Origin of the sequence: Micromonospora sp. WMMD1274 (assembly GCF_049179035.1) — a bacterium.
GTDB lineage: Bacteria > Actinomycetota > Actinomycetes > Mycobacteriales > Micromonosporaceae > Micromonospora > Micromonospora tulbaghiae.
The window spans coordinates 1,593,203-1,615,465 of the sequence record NZ_JBMHMG010000001.1 but is presented as its reverse complement, the minus strand read 5'-3'; the positions used below and the strand labels follow the sequence as shown (position 1 = coordinate 1,615,465).

General features: G+C 71.7%; 24 protein-coding genes. 15 read left to right on the top strand and 9 right to left on the bottom strand.

Annotated elements, in window-relative coordinates; translation table 11 throughout:
* Positions 1–19 precede the first annotated feature (19 nt).
* From ACN27D_RS07165 to ACN27D_RS07135, 7 genes are all read left to right on the top strand, one after another.
* Positions 20–1,309 (top strand): M16 family metallopeptidase, encoded by a 1,290-nt coding sequence (locus ACN27D_RS07165; RefSeq protein ID WP_421498820.1) that lies wholly within the window; start codon positions 20–22, stop codon positions 1,307–1,309.
* Entirely contained in the window at positions 1,309–2,652 is a 1,344-nt protein-coding gene (locus ACN27D_RS07160; protein WP_252450303.1) for a M16 family metallopeptidase, read from the top strand. The genes ACN27D_RS07165 and ACN27D_RS07160 overlap by 1 nt, the downstream gene beginning before the upstream one ends.
* 97 nt (positions 2,653–2,749) lie before the next feature.
* Entirely contained in the window at positions 2,750–3,772 is a 1,023-nt protein-coding gene (locus ACN27D_RS07155) for an aspartate-semialdehyde dehydrogenase (protein WP_421498819.1), read from the top strand.
* 100 nt (positions 3,773–3,872) lie between these two features.
* Entirely contained in the window at positions 3,873–4,541 is a 669-nt protein-coding gene (locus tag ACN27D_RS07150; protein WP_421498818.1) for a TMEM175 family protein, read from the top strand.
* Between the two features lie 64 nt (positions 4,542–4,605).
* Positions 4,606–5,022, top strand: coding sequence for a CBS domain-containing protein (locus ACN27D_RS07145; RefSeq protein WP_013475429.1), 417 nt, complete (start codon positions 4,606–4,608; stop codon positions 5,020–5,022).
* A 158-nt stretch (positions 5,023–5,180) separates the two neighbouring features.
* Positions 5,181–5,552: an SCP2 sterol-binding domain-containing protein gene (locus tag ACN27D_RS07140; RefSeq protein ID WP_091422977.1), complete on the top strand. Its 372-nt coding sequence runs from the start codon at positions 5,181–5,183 to the stop codon at positions 5,550–5,552.
* The gene (locus tag ACN27D_RS07135) at positions 5,552–7,612 is read left to right on the top strand and encodes a glycogen debranching N-terminal domain-containing protein (protein ID WP_120573502.1); all 2,061 of its coding nucleotides are present in this window, start codon (positions 5,552–5,554) and stop codon (positions 7,610–7,612) included. Before ACN27D_RS07140 ends, ACN27D_RS07135 begins: the two co-directional genes overlap by 1 nt.
* Positions 7,613–7,655: 43 nt before the next feature.
* On the opposite strand, the gene ACN27D_RS07130 is transcribed toward ACN27D_RS07135, so the two are convergent.
* Complete coding sequence (locus tag ACN27D_RS07130) at positions 7,656–8,045, bottom strand: VOC family protein (protein ID WP_047890580.1); 390 nt, start codon at positions 8,043–8,045, stop codon at positions 7,656–7,658.
* A 9-nt stretch (positions 8,046–8,054) separates the two neighbouring features.
* A complete protein-coding gene (locus ACN27D_RS07125; protein ID WP_356958541.1) occupies positions 8,055–8,714 on the bottom strand; it encodes an alpha/beta hydrolase in 660 nt (219 codons plus the stop codon).
* Positions 8,715–8,813: 99 nt separating this feature from the next.
* Between ACN27D_RS07125 and ACN27D_RS07120 the strand changes: the two genes are divergently transcribed.
* Positions 8,814–9,566: a lysophospholipid acyltransferase family protein gene (locus tag ACN27D_RS07120; RefSeq protein ID WP_120573505.1), complete on the top strand. Its 753-nt coding sequence runs from the start codon at positions 8,814–8,816 to the stop codon at positions 9,564–9,566.
* 28 nt (positions 9,567–9,594) lie between these two features.
* Here ACN27D_RS07120 and ACN27D_RS07115 read toward each other — a convergent pair whose 3' ends face one another.
* The 5 genes from ACN27D_RS07115 to ACN27D_RS07095 form a co-directional block, all read right to left on the bottom strand.
* Positions 9,595–10,338 (bottom strand): hypothetical protein, encoded by a 744-nt coding sequence (locus ACN27D_RS07115; RefSeq protein WP_120573506.1) that lies wholly within the window; start codon positions 10,336–10,338, stop codon positions 9,595–9,597.
* Between the two features lie 74 nt (positions 10,339–10,412).
* A complete protein-coding gene (locus tag ACN27D_RS07110; RefSeq protein ID WP_013475435.1) occupies positions 10,413–11,129 on the bottom strand; it encodes a response regulator transcription factor in 717 nt (238 codons plus the stop codon).
* Positions 11,099–12,295: a hypothetical protein gene (locus tag ACN27D_RS07105; protein WP_358175063.1), complete on the bottom strand. Its 1,197-nt coding sequence runs from the start codon at positions 12,293–12,295 to the stop codon at positions 11,099–11,101. The genes ACN27D_RS07110 and ACN27D_RS07105 overlap by 31 nt, the downstream gene beginning before the upstream one ends.
* Positions 12,285–13,460, bottom strand: coding sequence for an ATP-binding protein (locus ACN27D_RS07100; RefSeq protein ID WP_421498817.1), 1,176 nt, complete (start codon positions 13,458–13,460; stop codon positions 12,285–12,287). The genes ACN27D_RS07105 and ACN27D_RS07100 overlap by 11 nt, the downstream gene beginning before the upstream one ends.
* Positions 13,461–13,608: 148 nt before the next feature.
* Entirely contained in the window at positions 13,609–14,409 is an 801-nt protein-coding gene (locus ACN27D_RS07095; RefSeq protein ID WP_047890585.1) for a class I SAM-dependent methyltransferase, read from the bottom strand.
* Positions 14,410–14,482: 73 nt separating this feature from the next.
* Between ACN27D_RS07095 and ACN27D_RS07090 the strand changes: the two genes are divergently transcribed.
* From ACN27D_RS07090 to ACN27D_RS07080, 3 genes are all read left to right on the top strand, one after another.
* The gene (locus tag ACN27D_RS07090) at positions 14,483–14,923 is read left to right on the top strand and encodes a hypothetical protein (RefSeq protein ID WP_421498816.1); all 441 of its coding nucleotides are present in this window, start codon (positions 14,483–14,485) and stop codon (positions 14,921–14,923) included.
* A 42-nt stretch (positions 14,924–14,965) separates the two neighbouring features.
* The gene (locus tag ACN27D_RS07085) at positions 14,966–15,376 is read left to right on the top strand and encodes a TIGR03618 family F420-dependent PPOX class oxidoreductase (protein ID WP_047890586.1); all 411 of its coding nucleotides are present in this window, start codon (positions 14,966–14,968) and stop codon (positions 15,374–15,376) included.
* 137 nt (positions 15,377–15,513) lie between these two features.
* The gene (locus ACN27D_RS07080; protein ID WP_421498815.1) at positions 15,514–16,362 is read left to right on the top strand and encodes an aminopeptidase; all 849 of its coding nucleotides are present in this window, start codon (positions 15,514–15,516) and stop codon (positions 16,360–16,362) included.
* A gap of 26 nt (positions 16,363–16,388) precedes the next feature.
* Here ACN27D_RS07080 and ACN27D_RS07075 read toward each other — a convergent pair whose 3' ends face one another.
* Positions 16,389–16,748: a MerR family transcriptional regulator gene (locus ACN27D_RS07075; RefSeq protein ID WP_186466385.1), complete on the bottom strand. Its 360-nt coding sequence runs from the start codon at positions 16,746–16,748 to the stop codon at positions 16,389–16,391.
* A 75-nt stretch (positions 16,749–16,823) separates the two neighbouring features.
* On the opposite strand from ACN27D_RS07075, the gene ACN27D_RS07070 reads away from it, so the two are divergent.
* The gene (locus ACN27D_RS07070) at positions 16,824–17,552 is read left to right on the top strand and encodes an SDR family oxidoreductase (protein ID WP_358175075.1); all 729 of its coding nucleotides are present in this window, start codon (positions 16,824–16,826) and stop codon (positions 17,550–17,552) included.
* Positions 17,553–17,662: 110 nt separating this feature from the next.
* Positions 17,663–18,217, top strand: a complete 555-nt coding sequence (locus tag ACN27D_RS07065; protein WP_358175078.1) for a GrpB family protein — start codon at positions 17,663–17,665, stop codon at positions 18,215–18,217.
* A 269-nt stretch (positions 18,218–18,486) separates the two neighbouring features.
* Here the strand turns inward: ACN27D_RS07065 and ACN27D_RS07060 are convergent, their stop codons facing one another.
* Positions 18,487–18,954 carry an NUDIX domain-containing protein gene (locus ACN27D_RS07060; RefSeq protein ID WP_421498814.1) on the bottom strand — a complete coding sequence of 156 codons (468 nt, stop codon included), beginning with the start codon at positions 18,952–18,954 and terminating at the stop codon, positions 18,487–18,489.
* 637 nt (positions 18,955–19,591) lie between these two features.
* Here ACN27D_RS07060 and ACN27D_RS07055 point away from each other — a divergent pair.
* Positions 19,592–20,152, top strand: a complete 561-nt coding sequence (locus ACN27D_RS07055) for an AAA family ATPase (protein ID WP_421498813.1) — start codon at positions 19,592–19,594, stop codon at positions 20,150–20,152.
* Between the two features lie 340 nt (positions 20,153–20,492).
* Positions 20,493–21,980: a hypothetical protein gene (locus ACN27D_RS07050; protein ID WP_421498812.1), complete on the top strand. Its 1,488-nt coding sequence runs from the start codon at positions 20,493–20,495 to the stop codon at positions 21,978–21,980.
* Positions 21,981–22,263: the final 283 nt, after the last annotated feature.

Below are 22,263 nucleotides of genomic sequence, written 5' to 3'. Positions count from 1 at the left end.
GATCGGATAGCGTCGTCCCATGCCCGACAGCGGTTTCCCCTGGCCGATCGAGACGACCCGACTGGACAACGGCCTGCGCGTGGTGGTGAGCGAGGACCGCACCGCCCCGGCCGTGGCGGTCAACCTCTGGTACGACGTGGGCTCACGCCACGAGCCGGCGGGACAGACCGGCTTCGCCCACCTCTTCGAACACCTCATGTTCGAGGGCTCGGTGAACGTGGCGAAGACCGAGCACATGAAGCTGATCCAGGGCGCGGGCGGCTCGCTCAACGCGACCACCAACCCGGACCGGACCAACTACTTCGAGACGGTCCCGGCCGAGCACCTGGAACTGGCGCTCTGGCTGGAGGCCGACCGGATGGGTGGTCTGGTGCCGGCGCTGACCCAGGAGACGCTGGACAACCAGCGCGAGGTGGTGAAGAACGAGCGGCGGCAGCGCTACGAGAACGTGCCGTACGGCGACGCGTGGCTGCGCCTGCTGCCGTTGCTCTACCCGCCCGGCCACCCGTACCACCACGCGACGATCGGGTCGATGGCCGACTTGAACGCCGCCGACCTGGCCACCTTCCAGGAGTTCCACAGCACCTACTACGCGCCGAACAACGCCGTCCTCACCGTCGTCGGCGACACCACCGCCGCCGAGGTGTTCGCGCTCGCCGACAAGTACTTCGGCGGCCTCGCCGCGCGCGCCGAGATCCCGGCCGCGCCGGACGGCCGCACGGTGCCGGCCACCGGCAGCCCGGCGGTGGAGACGGTCACCGCCGACGTGCCCGCCCCCCGCGTCTACGTCGCGCACCGCACCCACCCGTTCGGCACCCAGGGGTACGACGTGACGACGGTGCTGGGCACCGTTCTCGGCAGCGGCCGGGGCAGCCGCCTCTACCAGCGGCTCGCCGACGGTGAGCGGATCGCCCAGCCGGACCTGGTCGGCGCGTACGGGGTGGACCTGGCGCACGCGCCCGCCCCGCTGATCGCCACCGCCACGGCCCGCCCCGGGGTGAGCGCCGAGCGGCTGCGCGACGGGCTGGCCGAGGTGGTCGACGAGCTGGCCACAGTGCCGGTGACCGCCGCCGAGCTGGACCGCGCCAAGGCGCTGCTGAGCACCATGTGGTGGCGGCAGATGTCCACTGTCGACGGGCGGGCCGACACGCTCGGCCGGTACGCCACCCAGTTCGGCGACCCGGCCCGCGCGGCCGACCGGTTGCCGGCCTGGCTCGCGGTGACCGCGGAGCAGATCGCCGAGCAGGCCGCCGAGCTGCTCGGCGCCGCCGACCGGGTGATCCTGACCTACCTGCCCGAGGAGAACTGATGTCGCTGATCGCCACCCGTCCCGGCCCCGGCGCCGCCCGCGCCTACCGGTTCCCGCAGGTGGTCCGGCGGACGACGGCCGGCGGCCAGGTGGTCGCCGCGCACCTGCCCGGGCAGAACCTCGCCGTCGCGCTGCTGCTGCTCGACGGCGGCGCGGGCCGGGAGCCGGTCGGCAAGGAGGGGCTCGGCGCGGTGCTGGCCAAGGCGCTGGAGGAGGGCACCGCGCAGCGGGACGCCACCGCGTACGCGCTGGCCATCGAGGCGCTCGGCACCGAGCTGGCGACCGGGCTCGACTGGGACTCGTTCCAGGTGAGCGTGCAGGTGCCGGTGGACCGGCTGACCGCCGCCGTGGAGCTGCTGGCCGAGGCGGTCCGTACGCCCCGGCTCGACCCGGCCGACGTGCTGCGCGTACGCGACGACGAGGCCACCGCGCTGCGGATGGACTGGGCCAACCCCGGCCCGCGTGCCGACGCGGTGCTGCGGGCCGAGCTGTTCGGCGCGCAGCACCGGTGGGGCCGCCCGCTCTACGGCGACCCGGACAGCGTGGCCGCGCTGGAGGTGGACGACGTAACCGTCTTCCACTCCGAGTGGTTCATCCGCCCCGGCACGCTCGTCGTCGCCGGTGACCTGGAGCGGATCGACCTGGACGCGCTCGCCGCGACGGCGTTCGCCGGGGCCGGCGGCGGCCCGGTGGAACGCGGCGGCCCGATCGACGTGCCGCTGGCCGGGCAGCGCCGGATCATCCTGGTGGACCGGCCCGGCTCGGTGCAGTCCACGCTGCGGCTCGGCCATCCGTCCCCGCACCGCGCCCACCCCGACCACGTGCCGATGACGCTCGCCGGCACCGTGCTCGGCGGCGCGTTCACGTCCCGGCTCAACCACCTGATCCGCGAGGTGCGCGGCTACACGTACGGGATCCGGGGCGACTTCGCCTCGTCCCGGCGGTTCGGCCGGTTCGCGGTCAGCTCCGGCGTGCAGACCGCGGTGACCGCGCCGGCGCTCGTCGAGTCGGTGGGCGAGATCTCGCGTACCCAGCTCACCGGCGTCAGCGAGGACGAGCTGGAGGTGGCGCGTTCCTGGCGGGCCGGGCAGCTCTCGGTCGAGTTGCAGAGCCCCCGGGCCATCGCCGCGGCCCTGAGCACGCTGGTCGTGCACGACCTGCCGGACGATTACCACGCGCGGCTGCGGGAGCAACTGCTCGCGGCGACAGTCGAGGACGTCTCCGCCGCGGCCGCGACCTACCTGCACCCCGAGTCGCTGACGATGGTGATCGAGGGGGACGCGGCGGTCATCCGGGACGAGCTGGTCGCCAGCGGTCTCGGCGAGGTGGTCGACCACACGTGACCGGACGGGGCGGCGGGCCTGTGATTCCCGTCGCCCCGCATCCGCGCGGTGGGAAACGTTTCCCACCCGCACCGCCCGGCTGGGTAGCCTCGCGGGCATGAGGATCGGCATTGTGGGAGCCACCGGCCAGGTCGGTGGCGTCATGCGGCAGGTGCTGGCGGAGCGCGAGTTCCCGGCGGAGCAGGTGCGCCTGTTCGCCTCGGCCCGGTCGGCCGGGCGCACGCTGCCCTGGCGCGGCGGCGAGGTCACCGTGGAGGACGCGGCCACCGCGGACTACCGCGGTCTGGACATCGTGCTCTTCTCGGCGGGCAAGGGCACCGCGAAGGAGCTGGCTCCCCGGGTCGCCGAGGCCGGCGCCGTGGTGATCGACAACTCCTCGGCGTTCCGGATGGACCCTCAGGTGCCGCTGGTGGTGGCCGAGGTCAACCCGCACGCGATCGCGGACCGCCCGAAGGGCATCGTGGCCAACCCGAACTGCACCACGATGGCCGCCATGCCGGTGCTGCGCCCGCTGCACGACGAGGCCGGGCTGGTCAGCCTCGTCGTCGCCACCTACCAGGCGGTGTCCGGCGCCGGCCTGGCCGGGGTGGCGGAACTGGACGAGCAGGTCCGCAAGGTGGCCGAGGACGCCGCCGGGCTCGCCTTCGACGGCGGGGCGGTGGAGTTCCCGGCGCCGCGCTCGTTCGCCCGTCCGATCGCCTTCAACGTGCTCCCGCTCGCCGGTTCGATCGTCGACGACGGCTCCGACGAGACCGACGAGGAGCAGAAGCTGCGCAACGAGAGCCGCAAGATCCTGGAGATCCCCGGCCTGAAGGTCTCCGGCACGTGCGTGCGGGTGCCGGTCTTCACCGGCCACTCGTTGCAGATCAACGCCCGGTTCGCCCGGCCGATCGACCCGGCCCGGGCCCGCGAGCTGCTCGACGGCGCGCCCGGCGTGGCGCTGCGCGACGTGCCGACGCCGCTGGAGGCGGCCGGCCAGGACCCGACGTACGTCGGCCGGATCCGGGCCGACGAGACCGTCGAGCACGGGCTCGCGCTGTTCTGCGCCAACGACAACCTGCGCAAGGGCGCGGCGCTGAACGCCGTGCAGCTCGCCGAGCTGGTCGCCGCCGAGCGCTGACCCCGCGGGCGTCCGTGCCGGACCACCCGGCACGGACGCCCCCGCAGCGGGTATGCACCCGCGTCGCCGGCCGCCCCGCGCCGGCAGGGCGGGGGTGCCGATGACGGCCGAAGGAGACACCGGTGACGCCGGGATCCTCCCGGACACCGGTCGGGCGATCGGGTTCAGCGACGCGGTCTTCGCCATCGTCATCACGCTGCTGGTGCTCGACCTGCGGGTGCCCGAGACGGCGCCGGGCGGGATGCTGCGCGCGCTGCTCGACCAGTGGCCGGTCTACCTCGCCTACGTCACGTCCTACCTGTACGTGGCGGTCAACTGGCTGAACCACAAGGGGACGTTCCACCGGGTCCGCTGCGCCGACCGGGGACTGCACTGGGCGAACCTCGGCGTGCTGTTCAGCGTGGCGCTGCTTCCGTTCGTCACCGCGCTCGTCTCCCGGGCCGTGGAGGAGGGCGACGTCTTCGACGAGCGGATTGCGGTGTCCGCGTACGCGCTGGTCGGCGTGATCCTGTCGATCACCTGGTTGTGGCTCTACCACTATCTGAGCCGACACCGGGAGCTGCTGGAGCCGCACGTCCCCGCCCGGTTCTTCGAGGCCGAACGCGTCCGGGCGCTGCTCGGCGTCCTCGCGTACGCGATCGCCGGTCTGGTGGGCGTGCTGCTGAGCGTGCCGGCGGCGCTGGTGGTGCTCCTGCTGCTGCCGCTCTTCTACGGGTTGTCCAGCAACGGCTTCTACGACCTGCGCCGGCGCCTGCGTCACCGGCGGTGACGCCCGCGTTACCCCGCCTGTGGCGGCGGGTAGACGGCGGTGCCGACACCGAGAGGGGAGCACCATGACAACGGTCGGAGAGTTCATGACGACCCGGTTGGTGACGATGGACGGCAACGACACGCTGATCGCCGCGGCGCAGGAGATGCGCGACAGCGCCATCGGCGACGTGGTGGTGACCGACGGCGACAACGTGGTCGGGATCGTGACGGACCGGGACATCGCGGTACGGGGCGTGGCCGAGAACATGGACCCCACCGCCACCCGGCTCAACCAGATCACCAGCAAGGACGTGGTGACCGTCAGCCAGAACGACGACGCCGTGGCCGCCGCCGACCTGATGCGCACGTACGCGGTCCGCCGCCTCCCGGTGGTCGACGACGGCCGGCTGGTCGGCCTCATCTCCATGGGTGACCTGGCGGTGGAGCGGGAACCCCAGTCGGTGCTCGCGGACATCAGCGCCGACGACCCCAACAACTAGACCTGTCCGCCGCGGTGACGCCGGCCCCCGGTTCGGGGGCCGGCGTCGCGCGTCGCGACGGTGCCGCGCTCACCCGGTTCGGGCGAGGTTGGCCCCGGACCGGGTGGGGACACGGAGCTTCGACAGGTGGACCGCGGATCGCGGGAGGAGTCGCCCGGATGGTGGACATGACCACGAGATTCTTCGAGGACCTGGACCGGCGGGGGTTCGAGCCGTTGCTGGTCAAGACATCCGGAACGCTCCGCTTCGACCTGCACGAGGGCCCGCACACCACGCACTGGCTGCTGGAGATCGATCGGGGCAACCTGCGGGTCCGGCAGGAGGACGGCGAGGCGGACACGGTGGTCGGCACCGAGCCGCGCCTGTTCGCCGAGCTGGTCGGCGGCGAGGAGAACGCCATCGCGGCGCTGCTGCGCGGCGACATGACAGTCGTCGGCGACCTGCGGCTCGTGCTTCAGGTCGAGCGGGTCTTCCCCGGCCCACCGGACTCCCGCGGACCGCATCACACGTTCAGCGGGAGGGGTGCCTGATGCCCGGCGGCAACACCGTTCGGATCCTGGACGGCAACACGTTCGTGGTGTGCGAGGACACCGGCGACATCGAGGCCACGCCGAGCGAGCCGACGGGCCTGTTCTCGCTCGACACGCGGTACCTGTCGAAGTGGGTGCTCACCGTCAACGGCGAGCGGCTCAACGCGCTCTCCTACGACGACCTCCAGTACTACGAGGCCCGGTTCTTCCTGGTGCCCGGCATGGCCACGCACTACATCGACGCGAAGCTGTCGGTCATCCGGGAGCGGGCCGTCGGCGGCAGCTTCCGGGAGACGCTGACCATCCTCAACCACGACGAGAAGGCGGTCGACCTGGAGATCCGGATGGACGCCGGCTCCGACTTCGCCGACCTGTTCCAGGTCAAGGACGAGATCCTGAACAAGAAGGGCGAACACTACGCCGAGGCCGAGCCGGACCGGCTGCGCCTGGGCTACCGGCGTGGCAACTTCCGGCGCGAGACGCTCGTCTCCGCCAACCAGCCGGCCCGCTACGACCAGCGCGGCTTCGCCTGGAGCATCCGGCTGGAACCCAACGAGCAGTGGGACGCCGTGATCGACGTGCAGACGTTCGCGATCGGCCCCGGCGGCCGGGACCTGCGGATGGGACTGCGCGCGCACGGCACCGAGCGGCTCGCGCTCCAGCACGACCTGGAGGAGTGGATCAGCCGGGCCCCGAAGCTGAACAGCGAGCACGAGGAACTCGCCGCGACGTACCGGCGGAGCCTGGTCGACCTCGCGGCGCTGCGCTTCTCGCCGCTGTCACTCGGCGGGCAGACGCTGCCCGCGGCCGGCCTGCCCTGGTTCATGACCATGTTCGGCCGGGACAGCATCCTAACCTGCCTCCAGGTGCTGCCGTTCGCGCCGGAGATGTCGAAGACCACGCTGCGCATCCTCGGCGCGCTCCAGGGCACCCGGTTCGACGACTTCCGGGACGAGGACCCGGGCCGGATCCTGCACGAGATGCGGTACGGCGAGACCGCCGCGTTCGAGGAGCAGCCGCACTCGCCGTACTACGGCTCGGTGGACGCGACGCCGCTGTTCGTGGTGCTGCTCGACGAGTACGAGCGGTGGAGCGGCGACGGCGCGCTGGTCAAGGAGCTGGAACGGGAGTGCCGGGCCGCGCTGAAGTGGATCGACGACTATGCCGACCTGCTCGGCAACGGCTACATCTGGTACGAGCGGCGCAACACCGACACCGGCCTGGAGAACCAGTGCTGGAAGGACTCGTGGGACTCCATCTCGTACGCCGACGGCACGCTTCCGCCGTTCCCGCGGGCGACCTGCGAGGTGCAGGGGTACGCGTACGACGCGAAGATGCGGGCCGCCCGGATGGCCCGGGAGTTCTGGGACGACCCCACGTACGCCGATCAGCTGGAACGCGAGGCGGCGGAGCTGAAGCGGCGCTTCAACAACGACTGGTGGGTCGCCGACCGCGGCTTCTACGCGCTCGCGCTGGACCCGGACGGGCGCCAGTGCGACGTGCTCACCTCCAACATCGGGCACCTGCTGTGGAGCGGGATCGTGGACGACGAGCGGGCGCCGAAGATCGCCGAGCATCTCGTCGGTCCCCGGCTCTGGTCCGGCTGGGGGGTGCGGACGCTGGCCGAGGGCGAGGTCCGCTACAACCCGATCGGCTACCACAACGGCACGATCTGGCCGTTCGACAACTCGTTCGTCGCCTGGGGCCTGCGCCGGTACGGCTTCGCCGAGGAGGCCGCCACAGTGGCCAACGGCATCCTCGACGCGGCCACCTACTTCGACGGCCGGCTGCCGGAGGCGTTCGGCGGCTACCAGCGCGAGCTGACCAAGTTCCCGGTGGAGTACCCGACCGCGTGCAGCCCGCAGGCCTGGTCGACCGGCGCGCCGCTGTTGCTGCTGCGCACCATGCTGGGGCTGGAGCCGCACGACAAGCACCTGGCGGTCGACCCGCGGCTGCCGGTGGGCATGGGACGGATCGAGGTGCTGGACATCCCGGGTCGATGGGGCCGGGTGGACGCGTTCGCCCGGGGTCGGCTCGACCTCGACGAGCTGGCCGACTGAGCGGGCCGGCGCCCGGGACAAGTGCCGGCGCCCGGGCGGCGGGTCAGTGCCCGGGCGGCGGCGCGGTGTGTGCCTCGTTCGGGGGGAGCAGGCAGAACTCGTTGCCCTCCGGGTCGGCCAGCACGGTCCAGCGCGGCAGCTCGCGCACGACTGTCGCGCCCGCCTCCAGCACCGCGGCCCGCTCCTCGGCGTCACCGACCAGGTCGAGGTGGATCCGGCCGGGCTCCGGCAGCACGTCGGCGGGGCTGATCCACAGGTCCGGACGCCGTCCGTGCGGGTCGCGCAGCAGCACCGCCTCGGTCGGCGCGAGCGTGCCCTCGGCGAGCTTCACCCGGTCCGCCTCGACCACCGGCAGCCCGGTGACCGCACTCCAGAACGGTGCGAGCAGGTAGGGGTCGCGGCAGTGGATGACGATCGCGGCGAGGTCGGGCATTCTTCGAACCTAGTCGCCCGCGGCGGCGGGCAGGACGCTGTCCAGGAACGCGGCGGCGGCCGCGCGCAGGTCGGGCCGGGCCAGGTCGAGCGCGTGACCGCCGTGCGTGAGCCAGAGATGCGTCGGGTGCCCGGCGGCGAGCAGCCGGCCGGCCAGCTCGACCGGCTGGGCGGCCGGCACCGCTTCGTCGTCGCGCCCCTGCACCAGCAGCACCGGTACGCCGGAGCCGAGGTGGGTGGCGACAGTCGCGTCGACGGTGGCCGGATCGCCCGCGGTCGGCGGACGGCCCAGCAGGTCGGTCCACGGGTCGTCGCCGGGAGCGCGCCGGCGCCGCTGCTCCGGGTCGAGCGGGTCGACGGGTGCCCAGTACGCGAGCACCCCCGCCACGTCGCCGGGCCGGTCCACCCCGCGCAGGCCGAGTTGAAGCGCCAGCATCCCGCCGGCCGAGTCGCCGCCCACCAGCAGCGGCAGGCCGCCCGCCGCGGCCCGGGCGGCCCGGGCCGCGGCGCGGACGTCGTCGAGTTGCGCCGGCCAGCGCGCCTGGTGCGAGAACCGGTACGTGGCCGGGACCACGCGCAGCCCGAGCGACGCGAGTGCCGTCCCGTCCTCCTCGGCGCGGGCCCGCCATCCTCCGCCGTGGATCCAGAGCAGCACCGCGCGTTCGGTCATGTCGCCATCGTCGCCGGGCCCGGGCCGGTGCGCGACCCGGGTCTGCCGAGGGCAGATCGGCCCTACGGTCGCGTAACCTACTCGGGGTAAAGTTTCGACATGTCGGAACTCGTGTACCCCCCTGTGATCACCGCCGCGAAGACGATGTTCCGGCTTCTCGACCTGCGCCTCGACGTGTCCGGCAGCGACCACGTGCCGCAGACCGGCGGCGCCGTGCTCGCGTCCAACCACGTGAGCTACCTCGACTTCATCTTCTGCGGCTACGGCGCGCACCCGGCCAAGCGGCTGGTCCGGTTCATGGCCAAGGACAGCGTCTTCCGGCACCGGGTCTCCGGTCCGCTGATGCGCGGCATGAAGCACATCCCGGTCAACCGGGCCGCCGGCGCCGGCTCGTACGCCGCCGCGGTGAGCGCGCTGCGCCGGGGCGAGGTGGTCGGCGTCTTCCCGGAGGCGACGATCAGCCGCTCCTTCACCGTCAAGGACCTGAAGAACGGCGCGGCCCGGATGTCGCAGGAGGCGGGCGTGCCGCTGCTGCCGGTCGCGCTCTGGGGCACCCAGCGGCTGTGGACGAAGGGCCGCCCGCGCACGCTGACCCGCCGGCACACCCCGATCACGATCATCGTCGGCGAGCCGATGGACCCGTCCGCCTACCCGGACGCCACCGTCATGACCGCCGACCTGCGTACCCGCCTGTCGGCGCTGGTCGACCGGGCCCAGCGGGAGTACCCGGACAAGCCGTCCGGCCCGGACGACACCTGGTGGCAGCCGGCCCACCTGGGCGGCGGCGCGCCGACCCCGGAGGAGGCGGTCGAGCTGGACCGGTCCGAGCGCCGCACCCGCAGCGCCTCCTGACCACGCCGGGTTCCGCCGCGGGGGAGCGTCAGCAGGCGGAGCCGGGCTGGTCGTGGGCGGGGAAGCCGGACCACGCCCACGGCGACGCCTCGGCCTCCGGCGGACGGTAGTAGTCGTCGCGGGACAGGAACTCCACCGGCAGCGATCCCGGCAGCGTCACGGTGCCCAGCGTCGGGCCGGGGGAGGCGGCGACCCGGACGGCGAGGACGTCCCGTTCCGGCGGGGACAGGTCCACCAGGTCGGCGTTGGCGAGCCGGAAACCGGCCACCGAGCGGCGTACCTGCCGGGCCAGCCCGGCGACGAGACCGACCGGCCCGGTCAGCGCCAGCGCCGGCTGCCGGATGGTGCGCAGCGCGTCGCAGACGATGCGCAGCTCGGCGATGCCGTCGCCCACCTCGGCCAGCTCCAGCCGGGACGGCCACTGCCAGCGGATCTGGCCGCTGACCAGGCGGGACAGCCGGGCCGGACGCCGGTGCCGGGCACCTGCCCGGCTGTCCCGCCCGGACACCACCGACAGTTCGGAGCCGGTGCAGACGTACGCCAGGCGGCGGTCGGTCACGGTGATCGTCGCCGGGGCGGGCAGCGACCAGCAGCGGACGTCCTCGCTCGGGCCGAGCAGGTGCCCGGCGACGCGCAGGCAGTGCTGACCGAGCAGACGTTCGCCCGGCTCGGGCACCAGCTCGTAGCGCCGGTCGAGCACGGGACGGGTGGGGTCGTCGTCGGCGTCGAACCGGTGCGGTCCGACGAAGAAGGGTGTGGCGTCCTCCGGCACGGTACGACCTCCCGATGACGGTTGGCGGTAACGGCGAGCCTGCCCGATTCCTGGGGTGACTGTCATGACGCCTGTTAGGGGGTCGGCCGGTCGGCCGACGCCTGCGACCGGTAGATGCCGATATCTTCCGGTCGGACGAGTCCGTCCTCGATCGCCCGGGCGAGCAGTGCCGCCTTCGTGGCGGCCGGACGCCCCGCTCGGGTGTACTTGATCCGCGCACGGTCGACGTACTGCTTCACGGTGTGCTCACTGATCTGCATCCGGCGCGCCACCGACGCCTTCGACATCGACTGGAACCACAGCAGCAGCGCCTCGCGCTCCTTGTCCGACAGGGACGGACGATCCGGGCGGGCGTCACCGACCATCGCGCCGGCCAGCGCCGGGGGCACGTACGGCCGGTCGCTCGCCGCCGCCAGCACGGTGGCCACGCAGTGCTCGCGCCCCTCGTGCTTGGCCAGGAACGCGACCGCCCCGGCGTCGAGCGCGGCGAGCATGGTCTGCGGGTCGCTGTGCTCGGAGTAGACCACCACCCGGCGCCCGGCCGCGCTCAGCTCGGCCAGCTTGTCCAGCACCATCCGGCCGTGCAGGCGCAGGTCGAGCAGCACCACCTCGGCGTCCGGCGCGGCCCGCAGCACCTCGTCCGGGTCGTCGCCGGTGGCCAGCACCCGCAACCGGGGCTCGCGGGCCAGCCAGGCGCGCACCCCGTCGATCACCACCGGATGGTCGTCGACGATCGCCACCCCGATCGGGGTTCCGGCGTTCACGTCCGCCGCCAGCGGGTCTGCGTCCATCTGATCTCCCCGTCCCGCTCGTGCAGGTGTTCCACCGGCCCGTCCCCGCCGGTCGCCGGCTCGTCCGGGCCGTCGTGATCCGGTGTCACCAGGCTGACCACCACCTCGTCCTGGCCTGCTACCACTGTGAGCCGGGCCCAACCCTCGGCGGCGGCGAGCGCCGCGGTGAGCGGGTCGGCCAGCCCGCGCCGGATCTCCACCGGCAGCTCCGGCGGCGTGCCGACCGACACCAGGTCGATCGGCAGTCCGTTGCGTTCGGCCAGGTCGGCCGCCGCGCGCAGTTCGTGCAGCAGCGCGTCCGGCACGTCGTCCGACTCGGCGATGAGCCGGCGCAGCCGGGCCGCCGCCAGCACCGCGCGCCGCCGTACCGCCGGGTCGGCCGGGTCGGCGTCGCCCGCCGCCAGCTCGGCCAGCACCTCCTCGGCGGTGCCGCTGACCAGCGCCAGCCGTGCCTGCCGTTCGGTGCGGGCCCGCTCGGCCGCCTCCTGCTCCGCCGCCACGGCGAGCGTCGCCGCGGCGGTGGCCGCCCGGTTCCGGGCCTGCGCGGTGAGCGCCGCCGCGCCGACGAAGACCGCCACCGGCAGGGTGGAGGTGCCGTAGACGTACATCGCGGCCCGGCTCAGGTCGGCCGGCGCGGTCGCCCCGTACAGCATCACCGCGGCCAGCGCGATCGTGCCGTGCGCGGCGAGCATGACCAGCAGCCGACGCACCGGCCGCTGCCAGAGCACCAGCAGGAAGAACCAGGCCAGACCGCCCCACACCCAGTTGGCGGTGCTGAACAGGAACCGGTCGCCGGCACCGGCGACCACCGCCGCGTCGACCACCAGCAGCACCGCGGCCAGCGGCCCGGCCGCCGGCAGCCCGCCGCGCAGCAGCCGTACGCCGGCCCCGACCCCGACCAGCGCGGTCACCAGCCAGCCCGTCGCCACCACGGCCGGGAAGGCCATCCCCGGCCCGGCCCGCAACACGGCCGGCAGCGCCACCGCCAGGTGCCAGGCCGCCGCGATGACGATCGCGGCGATCCGCGCGCCGCCGTCGGACGCGTCGGCCACCGCGTGCGCCTCCGGCGGGGCCGTGGCCGCCGCGGAGCGCGTCGCCGTCCGCGGCCGGGGCAGCGGGCGCAGCGCGGAGCCGGCCGTCACGGCCGTACCCGACTCACTCGCCATCGGACCACTCCAGCCGAATCCGGGTGCCGGTGCCAGGGGCGGAAGTCACCACCGCCCGACCGCCCACAGTGCTCATCCTCCCGTGGATCGACTCGCGCAGCCCGTACCGGTGGGCCGGGACCGTGGACGGGTCGAAACCGGGGCCGTCGTCGACCACCTCGACCACGACGGTGCCGCCCTCGCGGGCCAGGCGCAGCGACGTGGCCGCGCCCGGCGCGTGGCGGGCCACGTTCGCGAGCGCGGCGGCGGCGCTGTCGGCGAGCGCCGTGGCGACCTCCGCCGGCAGCCGGCACGGCGCGAGCGTCGCGGTCACCGCGAGCCCCGGCGTCCCAGCCAGCACCTCGCGCAGCCGTTCGTCCAGGTCGGCCTCGCCGGGCGCGGTCGCGGTCCGCGCGCCCGCCAGGGCGGTGAGGGTACGCAGATCGTCCGCGCACCGCTCGCGCAACGTCGCCGAGTCGGGTACGGCGCCGAGGCCGACCATGGTGAGCGTGCCCAGGACGGTGTCGTGCAGGTCGCGGTTCTGCCGCCGTTCGTCCTCGCGGGCGGCGCGTGCCACCACCGCCTCGTGGGACAGCCGCTGGTAGTCGGCGAACGCGGCGTCGGCGCGGGCGATCCGGCGGCGCATCACCGCTGTCATCACCGCCGCGCTGCCGGTCTGCACCAGCAGCGTCCCGGCGTGCGCCCGCGCCTCGACCGGGTTGCCGGCCAGCGTGGTGCCGGTGACGTACGCGGCGGTGACCAGCAGGCCGGCCGGCACGGACCAGCGGGCCGGGGCGGTGGCCTGCGCGTTGATGACGGTCGAGCTGGCCAGCACCGCGACCCAGCTGGCCTCGCCCGGCAGCACCTCCGGCGCGACGAGCCACGGGACGGCGAGCGCGGCGGCGGTGGTCAGCGCCACGTCCCCGGCGACCAGCGCGCCGCCGATGCCGTGCCGGAACGCGCGGAACGCGTACCAGACCGACCAGGCGGTCAGCACGGCCACCGCGGGGACCAGCAGCGCCACCCGCACCGGTGGCGTACGCACCGACAGCGCGACCACCGCGCCGACCAGGCCGCAGGTGAGCCGCAGCAGCGCCGGCAGGGTGGTGAAGATCCGGCTGAACGCGTCACCCGCCGGACGGGCCAGCGGGGCCCGTGACAGGGGCATGGCGGCAGCGACCGGCATCGGGGGGATGTCCTTCCGGCAGCGACCCGGCCGGGTCCGCGCGGCATAGATTGACGCTGGAGAATAACATGGTTTGTCGCAACTGGTCACCCTTGGTGCTTGACGAGTTTCGCTCCGGCGTAAAGCAGACCGCACTCCGGCCCGGCGGTCAGCGGCGCGCGGCGGCGAGCAGGTGGGCGCTGGCGCCGAGGATCGCCGCGTCCCGCTCGAACGTCTCGGCGCAGGCCAGCGCGTCGGCGAACAACCGCTCGTGCGACCCGGTGCCGAGCGCGTTCAGCAGCGGCCACAGCGGACCCTCCACCCCGTACACCTGGGGGTCGGGCAGTCCGGCCGCGACGAAGTCGGCGGCCAGTTCCTCCGGCCGGTGGAAGAACGCGGTGGTGAAGCCCGTGCGCGGATCGTTCACGCCGGTCTCGTACTCGGCGCGCAGCAACCGACGGTTGTGCTCGTCGACGCGGCCCTGCGCGCTCAGGTCGATCAGCGCGGCGTGGCGGCTGATCGCCGCCGCCACGACCGTCCCGCCCGGCCGGGTCACCCGCGCCGCCTCGCGCAGCGCCGCCACCCGGTCGGCCTGCCGCGGCAGGTGGTAGAGCGGGCCGAGCAGCAGCGTCGCGTCCGCCGCCGCGTCGGGCGACGGCAACGCGCGGGCGTCCCCCACCGACGCGGTCACCAGCGGGTACGCGGACCGCGCCGCCGCCACGTGCGCGGGCACCAGGTCGACCAGGTGCACCCGGTAACCGGCCGCGGCGAGCGGACCCGCGTAGGCACCGGGACCGCCGCCGACGTCCAGCACGTCCGCGGGTGCGGCGGGCAGCAGCCGGGCGAGCAGATCGCGGGTACGCCGTGCCTCCAGCCGGCCCTGCGGTGACCCTTCCAGCCGGTCGGCCTCGGCGTAGACCTCGGTGTAGTAGCGACTGATGTCCGGTTCGGCCGGGCGGTGTGCGGGCATCGATCGATGGTCGCCGAGAAGCGGAGCCGCGGCATCCGGTTTACGGTTGCCGGTGTTTCCTACCCTGCGGGGTATGGCATACCAGCCGGCCATGGTGCCGCCGAAGAAGCCCAAGCGAACCTTGTTCATCGTGCTCGGCGTGGTGCTGGCGATCTGTTGCTCCGGCGGTGTGCTCGCCGGCTTCTTCCTCTTCCGGGCCGTGCAGGAAGCCACCGGCCCGGCCCGGTCCACAGCGGAGACCTACGCCGAGGCGATCGTCGACCGCGACTATCCCGCCGCGTACCGGCAGTTCTGCTCCTCGGTGCGCGACCGGGTCAGCGAGGCGGACTTCACCCGGCAGCAGTCCTCCCAGCCGGAGTTCACCGGCTACGAGATCACCGGGCTGAACGTGTCGAACAACAACGGGCGGGTGAGCGGGTCGACGACCATCCGCTTCACGCCTTCGGTCGGCACGAACGTGACCCAGTCGTTCCCGATGGTCAAGGAAGACGGCGAGTGGCGGATCTGCGAGTGAGCCGGTCGCGTTCCGCCGCGTGACACCTGATCCACTTGTCGCATGGCCTCATCTCCCGCCACACCGCTCCCGCCGGCCGTCGAGGACCGGCTCGCCCGCGAGCGCAACGTCTGGCTCTGCACGCTGCGCCGTGACGGCTCCCCGCACGTCACGCCGGTGTGGTTCGTCTACGCGGACGGCGTCTGGTGGATCGGCTGCGAGGGGCGCAGCGTCAAGGCCCGCAACGTGACGGCCGACCCCCGCGTCTCGCTCGCCCTGGAGGACGGTGTCCACCCGGTCGTAGCGGAGGGCGAGGCCCGCGTACACCGCACCGGCTTCCCGCCCGAGGTCGTCGCGGCGTTCGCGGAGAAGTACGGGGGATGGGACATCCGGCAGCCGGTCACGCCGGACGGTGAGCGGGTGCTGCTGGAGGTGCCCGTCCGGCGGTGGCTGCTCGCCGGAACGGCACGCTAGTCCCCGGAGAACCCCCAGTAGGAGATCTCGTTCCGGGCACCCGCCTCGTAGTCCGGCGACGCACGCGATCATGCCCGAGACCACCGACGGAACCGGCGGGTCACCGTGGCCGGGATTCCTGTGCCACTCTCTGCGCCATGCGTCTGTCGTCGAGCCTGGGAGCCGCCGCGGTCGTGGCCGGCCTGCTGTCGGTCGGGGCGGCGCTGCTCGCCATGCCGGACGCGTCGCTGCTGTGGGCAGCGGTCACCCTGGCGGCCCTGTGCGGCCACGCGCTCACCACCTCCGGTACGCCCCGGGTGCGGCGGGGCGTCGCGGCCGGTGCCGGGGTGTTCGCCCTGGTGGCGGCGAACCTGCTCCGGCATCGGGGATGGGGGACGGACGCGGGCGACCTGGCCCGGGGCCAGGCGGCGGCGAGGGCGTACCTGCTGGAGCACTGGCAGGACGGCATGGACCGGCAGCGGCTCATCGCGTGGGGCCTCGTTCTCGGCGTACTCCTGCTCGCGGTCGCCGTGTCGGCGCTGCCGGCACGCGGCGGGCGGCTGGGTGTGGTGACGACGGTCCTGGCGGTGGCAGTGCTCGTCTGGTGCGTGGCGAGCGTGGCGCTGGCGCCCGGCGAACCGCCGCTGCTCGACCTGTTCGCCGCCGTGTGGCCGGGGTTGCTCGCCGTGCTCGTCACCGCCAGGTTGCTCGCGTCGTCCGGGTGGCGGAGCGACCGGCACGGGCTCCTCCCGACCGGGATGGTCCTGCTGGCGCTGGTCGCCGTGAGGGCCTGCTCGGCTCTCGCCTCCGCGTGGGCGACCTGGTGGACCCTGGTCGAGCCCGCCGAGGACGCCTTCCTGCAACCGGGGCTCATGATCAGCGTGGGTGCTCCGGCGGCCAGTGCCATCGAGGTCTCCTCGGCCGTGGAGATGGCTGTCGCTCTGGGCGGCGCGGGGCTGGCCGTCGCCGGCGCACTGCGTGCCCACCGCGAGACCGAGGGCCGCTGAAACCTGCGGCGTCCGGCGGGCCGCGCCTACGGGTGGGTGTCGGTGATCGCGATGACCTCGTCGAGGCGGTCCAGCGCGGCCCGCAGCTCGTCGACCCTGGCCTGGATGCGCTCGCGCTCGGCGCGCAGCATGGCCCGCTGCGCGGGGTCGGTGTGCCCGGAGTCCCAGCAGGGCAGGAGTTCCGCGATCCGGCTGCTGGTCAGGCCCGCCGCGTACATCTGCTGGATGAAGCGGACCAGCGTGACCGTGTCCGGCCGGTAGAGGCGCTGGCCGGACGGGCTGCGCCTGGGGAAGAGAAGACCCTGTTCCTCGTAGTAGCGCACCGCGCGCACCGAGACACCGGCGCCGCGAGCCACCTCCCCGATGCGGATCAGCGGCTCGGTCACGGTGACTCCTCTCACCCCGGTCTCGGCGATCAACACTTGCCTCTGACGTCAACGTCAGGTTTTAGCGTACCGGGCATGGACATCACCAACTCGGTAGCCCTCGTCACCGGCGCCAACCGCGGCCTGGGCCGCGCCTTCGCCCAGCGCCTGCTCGAACGCGGCGCCCGAAAGGTCTACGCGACCGCGCGCCGGCCGGAAACCGTCGACCTGCCAGGGGTCGAGGTGCTGGCGCTCGACATCACCAGTCCCGCATCGGTGCGTGCCGTCGCCGCTGCCGCCCCGGACGTCACGCTGCTCGTCAACAACGCCGGGATCCAGACCGGCACCGACCTGGTGGCCGGTTCGCTGGACGCGGTGCGGCACGAGGTGAACACCAACGTGCTCGGCCACCTGGAGATGATCCGGGCCTTCGCGCCGGCGCTCGGCCGCAACGGCGGGGGCGCGATCGTGAACGTGCTCTCCGCCATGTCGTGGTTCGGAACCCGAGGCGCCGGCGCGTACCACCTGACCAAGGCCGCCGCGTGGGCGATGACGAACGGCGTACGCCTGGAACTCGCCGACCAGGGCACGCTCGTGACGGCGGTGCACCTCGGCCTGGCCGACACCGACATGTCCGCCGGCTGGCCGGTGGACAAGATCGCGCCGTCCGACCTGGCCGACGCGGCGCTCGACGGCGTCGAGGCGGGTGCCGCCGAAGTCCTCGCCGACCAGTGGAGCCGCGACGTCAAGTCCCGGCTGACGCTGACGCCGGAGGAGTTCAACGCCGCGATGGACCGGGCCCTGGCGGCGCTGACGGCGGCCTGAGCGAGGTTCAACCCGCCCTGTTCGGTGGGCGCCTGATGTGCCTCGTGTTCTGCCCCCAGCCGGGTCGTAGCCTCGGTCGGAAGAAGGTGCCGGCCGCTACGGTGGCCGACGTGAGCGACGACGTGCCTGTAGTCGAGGTGGTGCCCTACGACCCGGCCTGGCCCGAGCGATTCAGGATCGAAGAACGGCTGTTGTCGGAGGCGCTTCCCGCGGCGCTGAGCGTCGAGCATTTCGGCTCCACCAGCGTCCCCGGCCTGGCTGCCAAACCCGTCATCGACATCCTGGTGGTGGTGCCTGAGGTAGGTGCGGTGGTCGCCGACGTCCGGCCACTTGAGCAGCTCGGGTACGCCTATCGTCCGTTGGCCTTCCCGGACGACGATGAGCACTTGTTCTTCGCGAAGGACACGGCCGGAAAGCGAAGCCACCACCTGCACGTTTTCGGAGTCACGTCGCAGGTGCCGGAGGCGAACCGAGTCTTTCGCGCCTACCTCGCGGCCACCCCGGAGGCTGCCCGTCGCTACGAGGCGGCAAAGAGGCGTGCAGCCGCGCTGCATCCCCACAGTCGGGCCCAGTACGGCGCAGCAAAGGAGAAGGTGTTTGCGCAGTTGTCGGCCGAGGCCCGGCTGTGGAGCCGATCCGCAGGTCGCCAGTCGGCAGAGGGCTAGATCTGGACGGGTTGCGCCTGCACGGCCCGCGGTCCGCCCAGATCGTGCTGGACACGATGGCGCGCCACTCCCGAAGCGCAAGCCTGATCGGCCGCCGTCTCATGTGTCTCGTGCAGAGCAACGATCCGCAGATCCGGTTCCAGCCGGTCGGCGCGGTCCCCGCGCTCTGGAACGACGCGGAGTGGGCGGACGCCAACCGCCGACCGGCCTGACCGGGAAGCTTCCTTTCGACCGTCGGCGGCGGAGCGGCCTGCGAGAAGCGGTCGCCGTCAACCGGCGAGGTGACCGGTGGCCCGCAGTAGCGCCCGGGAGAAGCGGTTGAGATCGGCACCGGCTAGCTGCGGCGGAGTGAACCAGTCCAGCTCGCTGATCTCGTCGTGGTCGGGGACCGGCTCTCCGTCGGCGATGGTCGCCTGGTAGACCGCCGTGACGTAGGCGACGCGGTCGCCGTTCGGGTAGGTCACCTCGTAGTCGGGGCCGCCGAGCACGTCCAGCAGCCGCGGCCGGTTGATCCGAACGCCGATCTCCTCGCGGATCTCACGCACGGCCGCCTGGGCCGGCGACTCTCCGATGTCGACCGCGCCGCCGGGTACCGCCCACCCGTTCCCGTCCTCGGCATGACGTACCAGCAGGATCCGCGCGCGGTCGTCGACGACGACGACCGACACCGACGGCATCTGGATCAGCTCGTGGCCGATCACCGCCCGCAGCCGGGCCACGTACGACGAGACGGCCATCAGGGCACGGTAGTCGCTGAGGGGACGCTCGTCATGGACCGGCGCCAGAGCCCGCGGATTCGTCTGCCGGGCGGACGGGTTCGAACACCCCGTTCTCGTTCACCCGCCAGCGCGAGTGGGCACCGCCTGGTTGTTCGAGCACGCGTCGCACCTGGCCGGCGTCGTCCAGTCGAAATGAGCTGGGCTTGTGGAAACAGAGGATCCCGTCGAGATTCGTCGGGCGCAGTCCGAGCCTGGTCAGCAGGTGTTCCGCTGCGTCGCAGGTGTCCGCGGTCGGTACGACGTACGCCCGCCCGCGGTCGTTCTCGCAACAGCTACGCGTGTCGCAGACAGCCCAGAGGCTGGCCATGAGTCCGGCAAGGCCCGCATCGACACATGCCTCCCTGCCGTGCGCCCGGAGGTGAATCTGGCGGTGCTTGGCGGCGATGAGGCCGCCGTTCGTCTTCTGGCACGTCGGACACAGCGGGTATGGCCCAAGCACGACCGGCACCACTACCTCCAGAGCCCGGGAGGTGGAGAGTCGAGTCCCACACTTCTGGTGTGGAGCGTAGTGGCCTGCGCCAAGCGCCCACCTACCCGACGTTCAGCCGGGGACACGTCAGCGCCGCCCGGTTGCTCGCCCGCGTTAACGTGCCCCGTGATCGTATGGCTCAACGGCACCCACGGCGCGGGCAAGACGACGACCAGTGTGCTCGTGCAACGACTGATCCCGGATTCACGGGTGTTCGACGCCGAGAAGGTAGGCGAGGCACTCATGGACATCACGCCGGGGTTGCCCGCGACGGACAACTTCCAGCACTGGCCGCCGTGGCGGCATCTCGTCGTCGAAACCGCCCGCCGCGTGCTCGACTACACCGGCGGCACGCTGGTGATGCCCATGACCGTCCTGGTGGAGCAGTACTGGCGCGAGATCAGCGGGGGCCTTGCCCGACACGCCATACCGGTAAGGCATTTCGTCCTCCACGCCGACCAGGACACCCTCCGCAGGCGTATCGAGAGGGAACATCCCGTCCCCTCCCCGTTCCGCCTCAAGTACCTCGAGCCCTACGCCGAGGCGGCCCGCACGTGGCTGCATGCCGAGGCCGAGGTCGTCGACACCACGCACCTCACGCCCGCCCAAGCAGCCCGGCAGATCGTCCTTCGAGCTACCGGCTGCGGTTCAGGCGTTGTCGTGGCGAGAACTGAAGACTGCTACTGACGGTCATTGCTGTGGCCACCGCCGTACGGGCCGTGGTGATCGTCTCGACCGGAAGCCACAACCCGTTGACCCGGGTGGTGAGGGTGCGCCCGGCAGGATTCGAACCTGCGGCCTTGGGATTAGAAGTGGCAGCTACCTGACACCCGCATCTATCTTCGCCTTCCTGAGCTGCTCTTATCCCATGCCTGGTAGCCGCAAGTTTCTGTGATGAGCCTTGGTCTCGCACCATGCACGGCCCCACGTGTGCCGCCGCCTGCCGTCAGCCAAAGGCACGCCGGAAGTTGGTTGACCTCGTGCATAGCCTGTACTCATGCCTCCGTCAGACCCAGTTCCCTCGTCGGTGGCAGTCGATGTGCCACCGTGGCTGTGGGGCGGCGCGCCAGAAGGGTTCTTTGCGAAAGCAAACCTCAGGGTTCGCCGAAGCGCGGCTGCTCCTCAGCGCTGGCTAGTGCAGACTGAGGAGAGCTATCGCCGGGTCCGACCGGGGCTAGTGGTTGCGGAACATCTGGCCGGACCGGCGCAAAGAAGGACTCGTCTTGAGATCTTGACTCGACTCGCCCGGGACGCCGATGGGGCTCTTGGGGTCAGAAACAAGGCGCAGGGCCAAGTAAATGAACTAGGTCGGCGCGCTGAGCAATCGGGCGCCTTGCTCGACCTTTTCTATTACTGGCAATTGCTTGCAACGGTCGCTGACCCGGAAGAGATTGCCAAGGTAGTCGGTGACATCTATGTCGGTCTTGTTGATATGCCTGCCGAGGGTAATCCGGCTCGCAAGCTTTTCCGGGATTCCGGTGTTCATCTAGTCCACCGATCGGACGAGCTGGTTCATCGCACTAAGTTGGTAGGGGTTCTACTGCGGATCGCTTATGACGAGACACTTGCTAGTGGCGATGTACGGCACGTTAAGAAGTTAAGTGCCGCAGGGGGGAGAGTCTTCTCTAGTAGCGAAAACCTCCTGCAAGGCGTCTTGCTGTTCGACACCTACGTGGGCCCACTTCTCGGTGCGATGACTCCAACCTTCTGGGCATTCTCGGCTCATCGCACCTTCGGCCCGTTGATTTTCAGTCTGGGTCACACGATCAACGGAACGCGGTCAGGGCCGGGGGAATTTCTCCATCTGTTGCCCAGCCAAGGGGCTATTCGTCCAACATGGTCAATCACCGACCTGCCAGGCGTGGCCTGCTCTGAGGCCGTGGCGTGGTGGGCAGCCCGGCTTGATGCGCTGTTTGGTGTCGTGAGTGATTTGGCGGTTTTCGGTGATAGTGCAGGACTCTACAATCCACGGAAGCACCTGCAAGCGCTCCTGACGGTTGAGCAACTTTTTCGTCGGGTGAGTTCCATTCTGACTTCGCCCCGAGATGCCCATGTCCAGCGGGTACTTCTGTTTACAGTGCTTGACACGCTTGAAAGGCTGACAGGTAGGGATGTTGACAGACTTTGCCACCTACCATTTGCGGAGAAGAAGCTGCAGGACTTGGAGTCAACTATCCCGTCTGGGGCTAAGGAGATCCTGCTGCCGCTGGCTCGACGTGCGGTAGCTGCTCTGAGGGAGCTTCAGGACGGGTTCTTCATTGAGGGAGGCGTCCTTGGCACCCAGATAGCCGGTTTGCCGAAGGATGTTGCCGCCGCTCGTTACGTGAAGCTCCTGAGAAACGCTACTCATGGGCATGGTGCGAAGAGCGGGCATTTGGTAGATCAGACCAATGCCTTGTTGGCGCACCATGATGGCGACATTCCTCATGATCTCCCGTTGTTGGCCTACCTGTACTTGTTGGACTGGCTCACGCGAGCTGACGACTCTCGCATCTTCTTTCATAAGAGGGGTTAGCCCCTATCGGCGGGCGGGTTACTCCGGAGGTGCCGACTCGCGTTGGCCGAGTCCTCCCAATCGCCACCGGGCGGCATGAGACTGCGGAGCGGCACCCGTTGTGTGAAGGGCTGAACCATCTCCGCATCTCCGCATCTCCGCAAACATGGCCGCGAGCTGGGCGAATGCTTGCGGAGATGCGGAGTGCCGTTGACCCGTCATCTCCGCAATGGGGGTTCATCTCCTCACGAGGTTGCGGAGATGCGGAGATCCACGGTCTCTGCTGGTCTGATCTCCGCAGTCC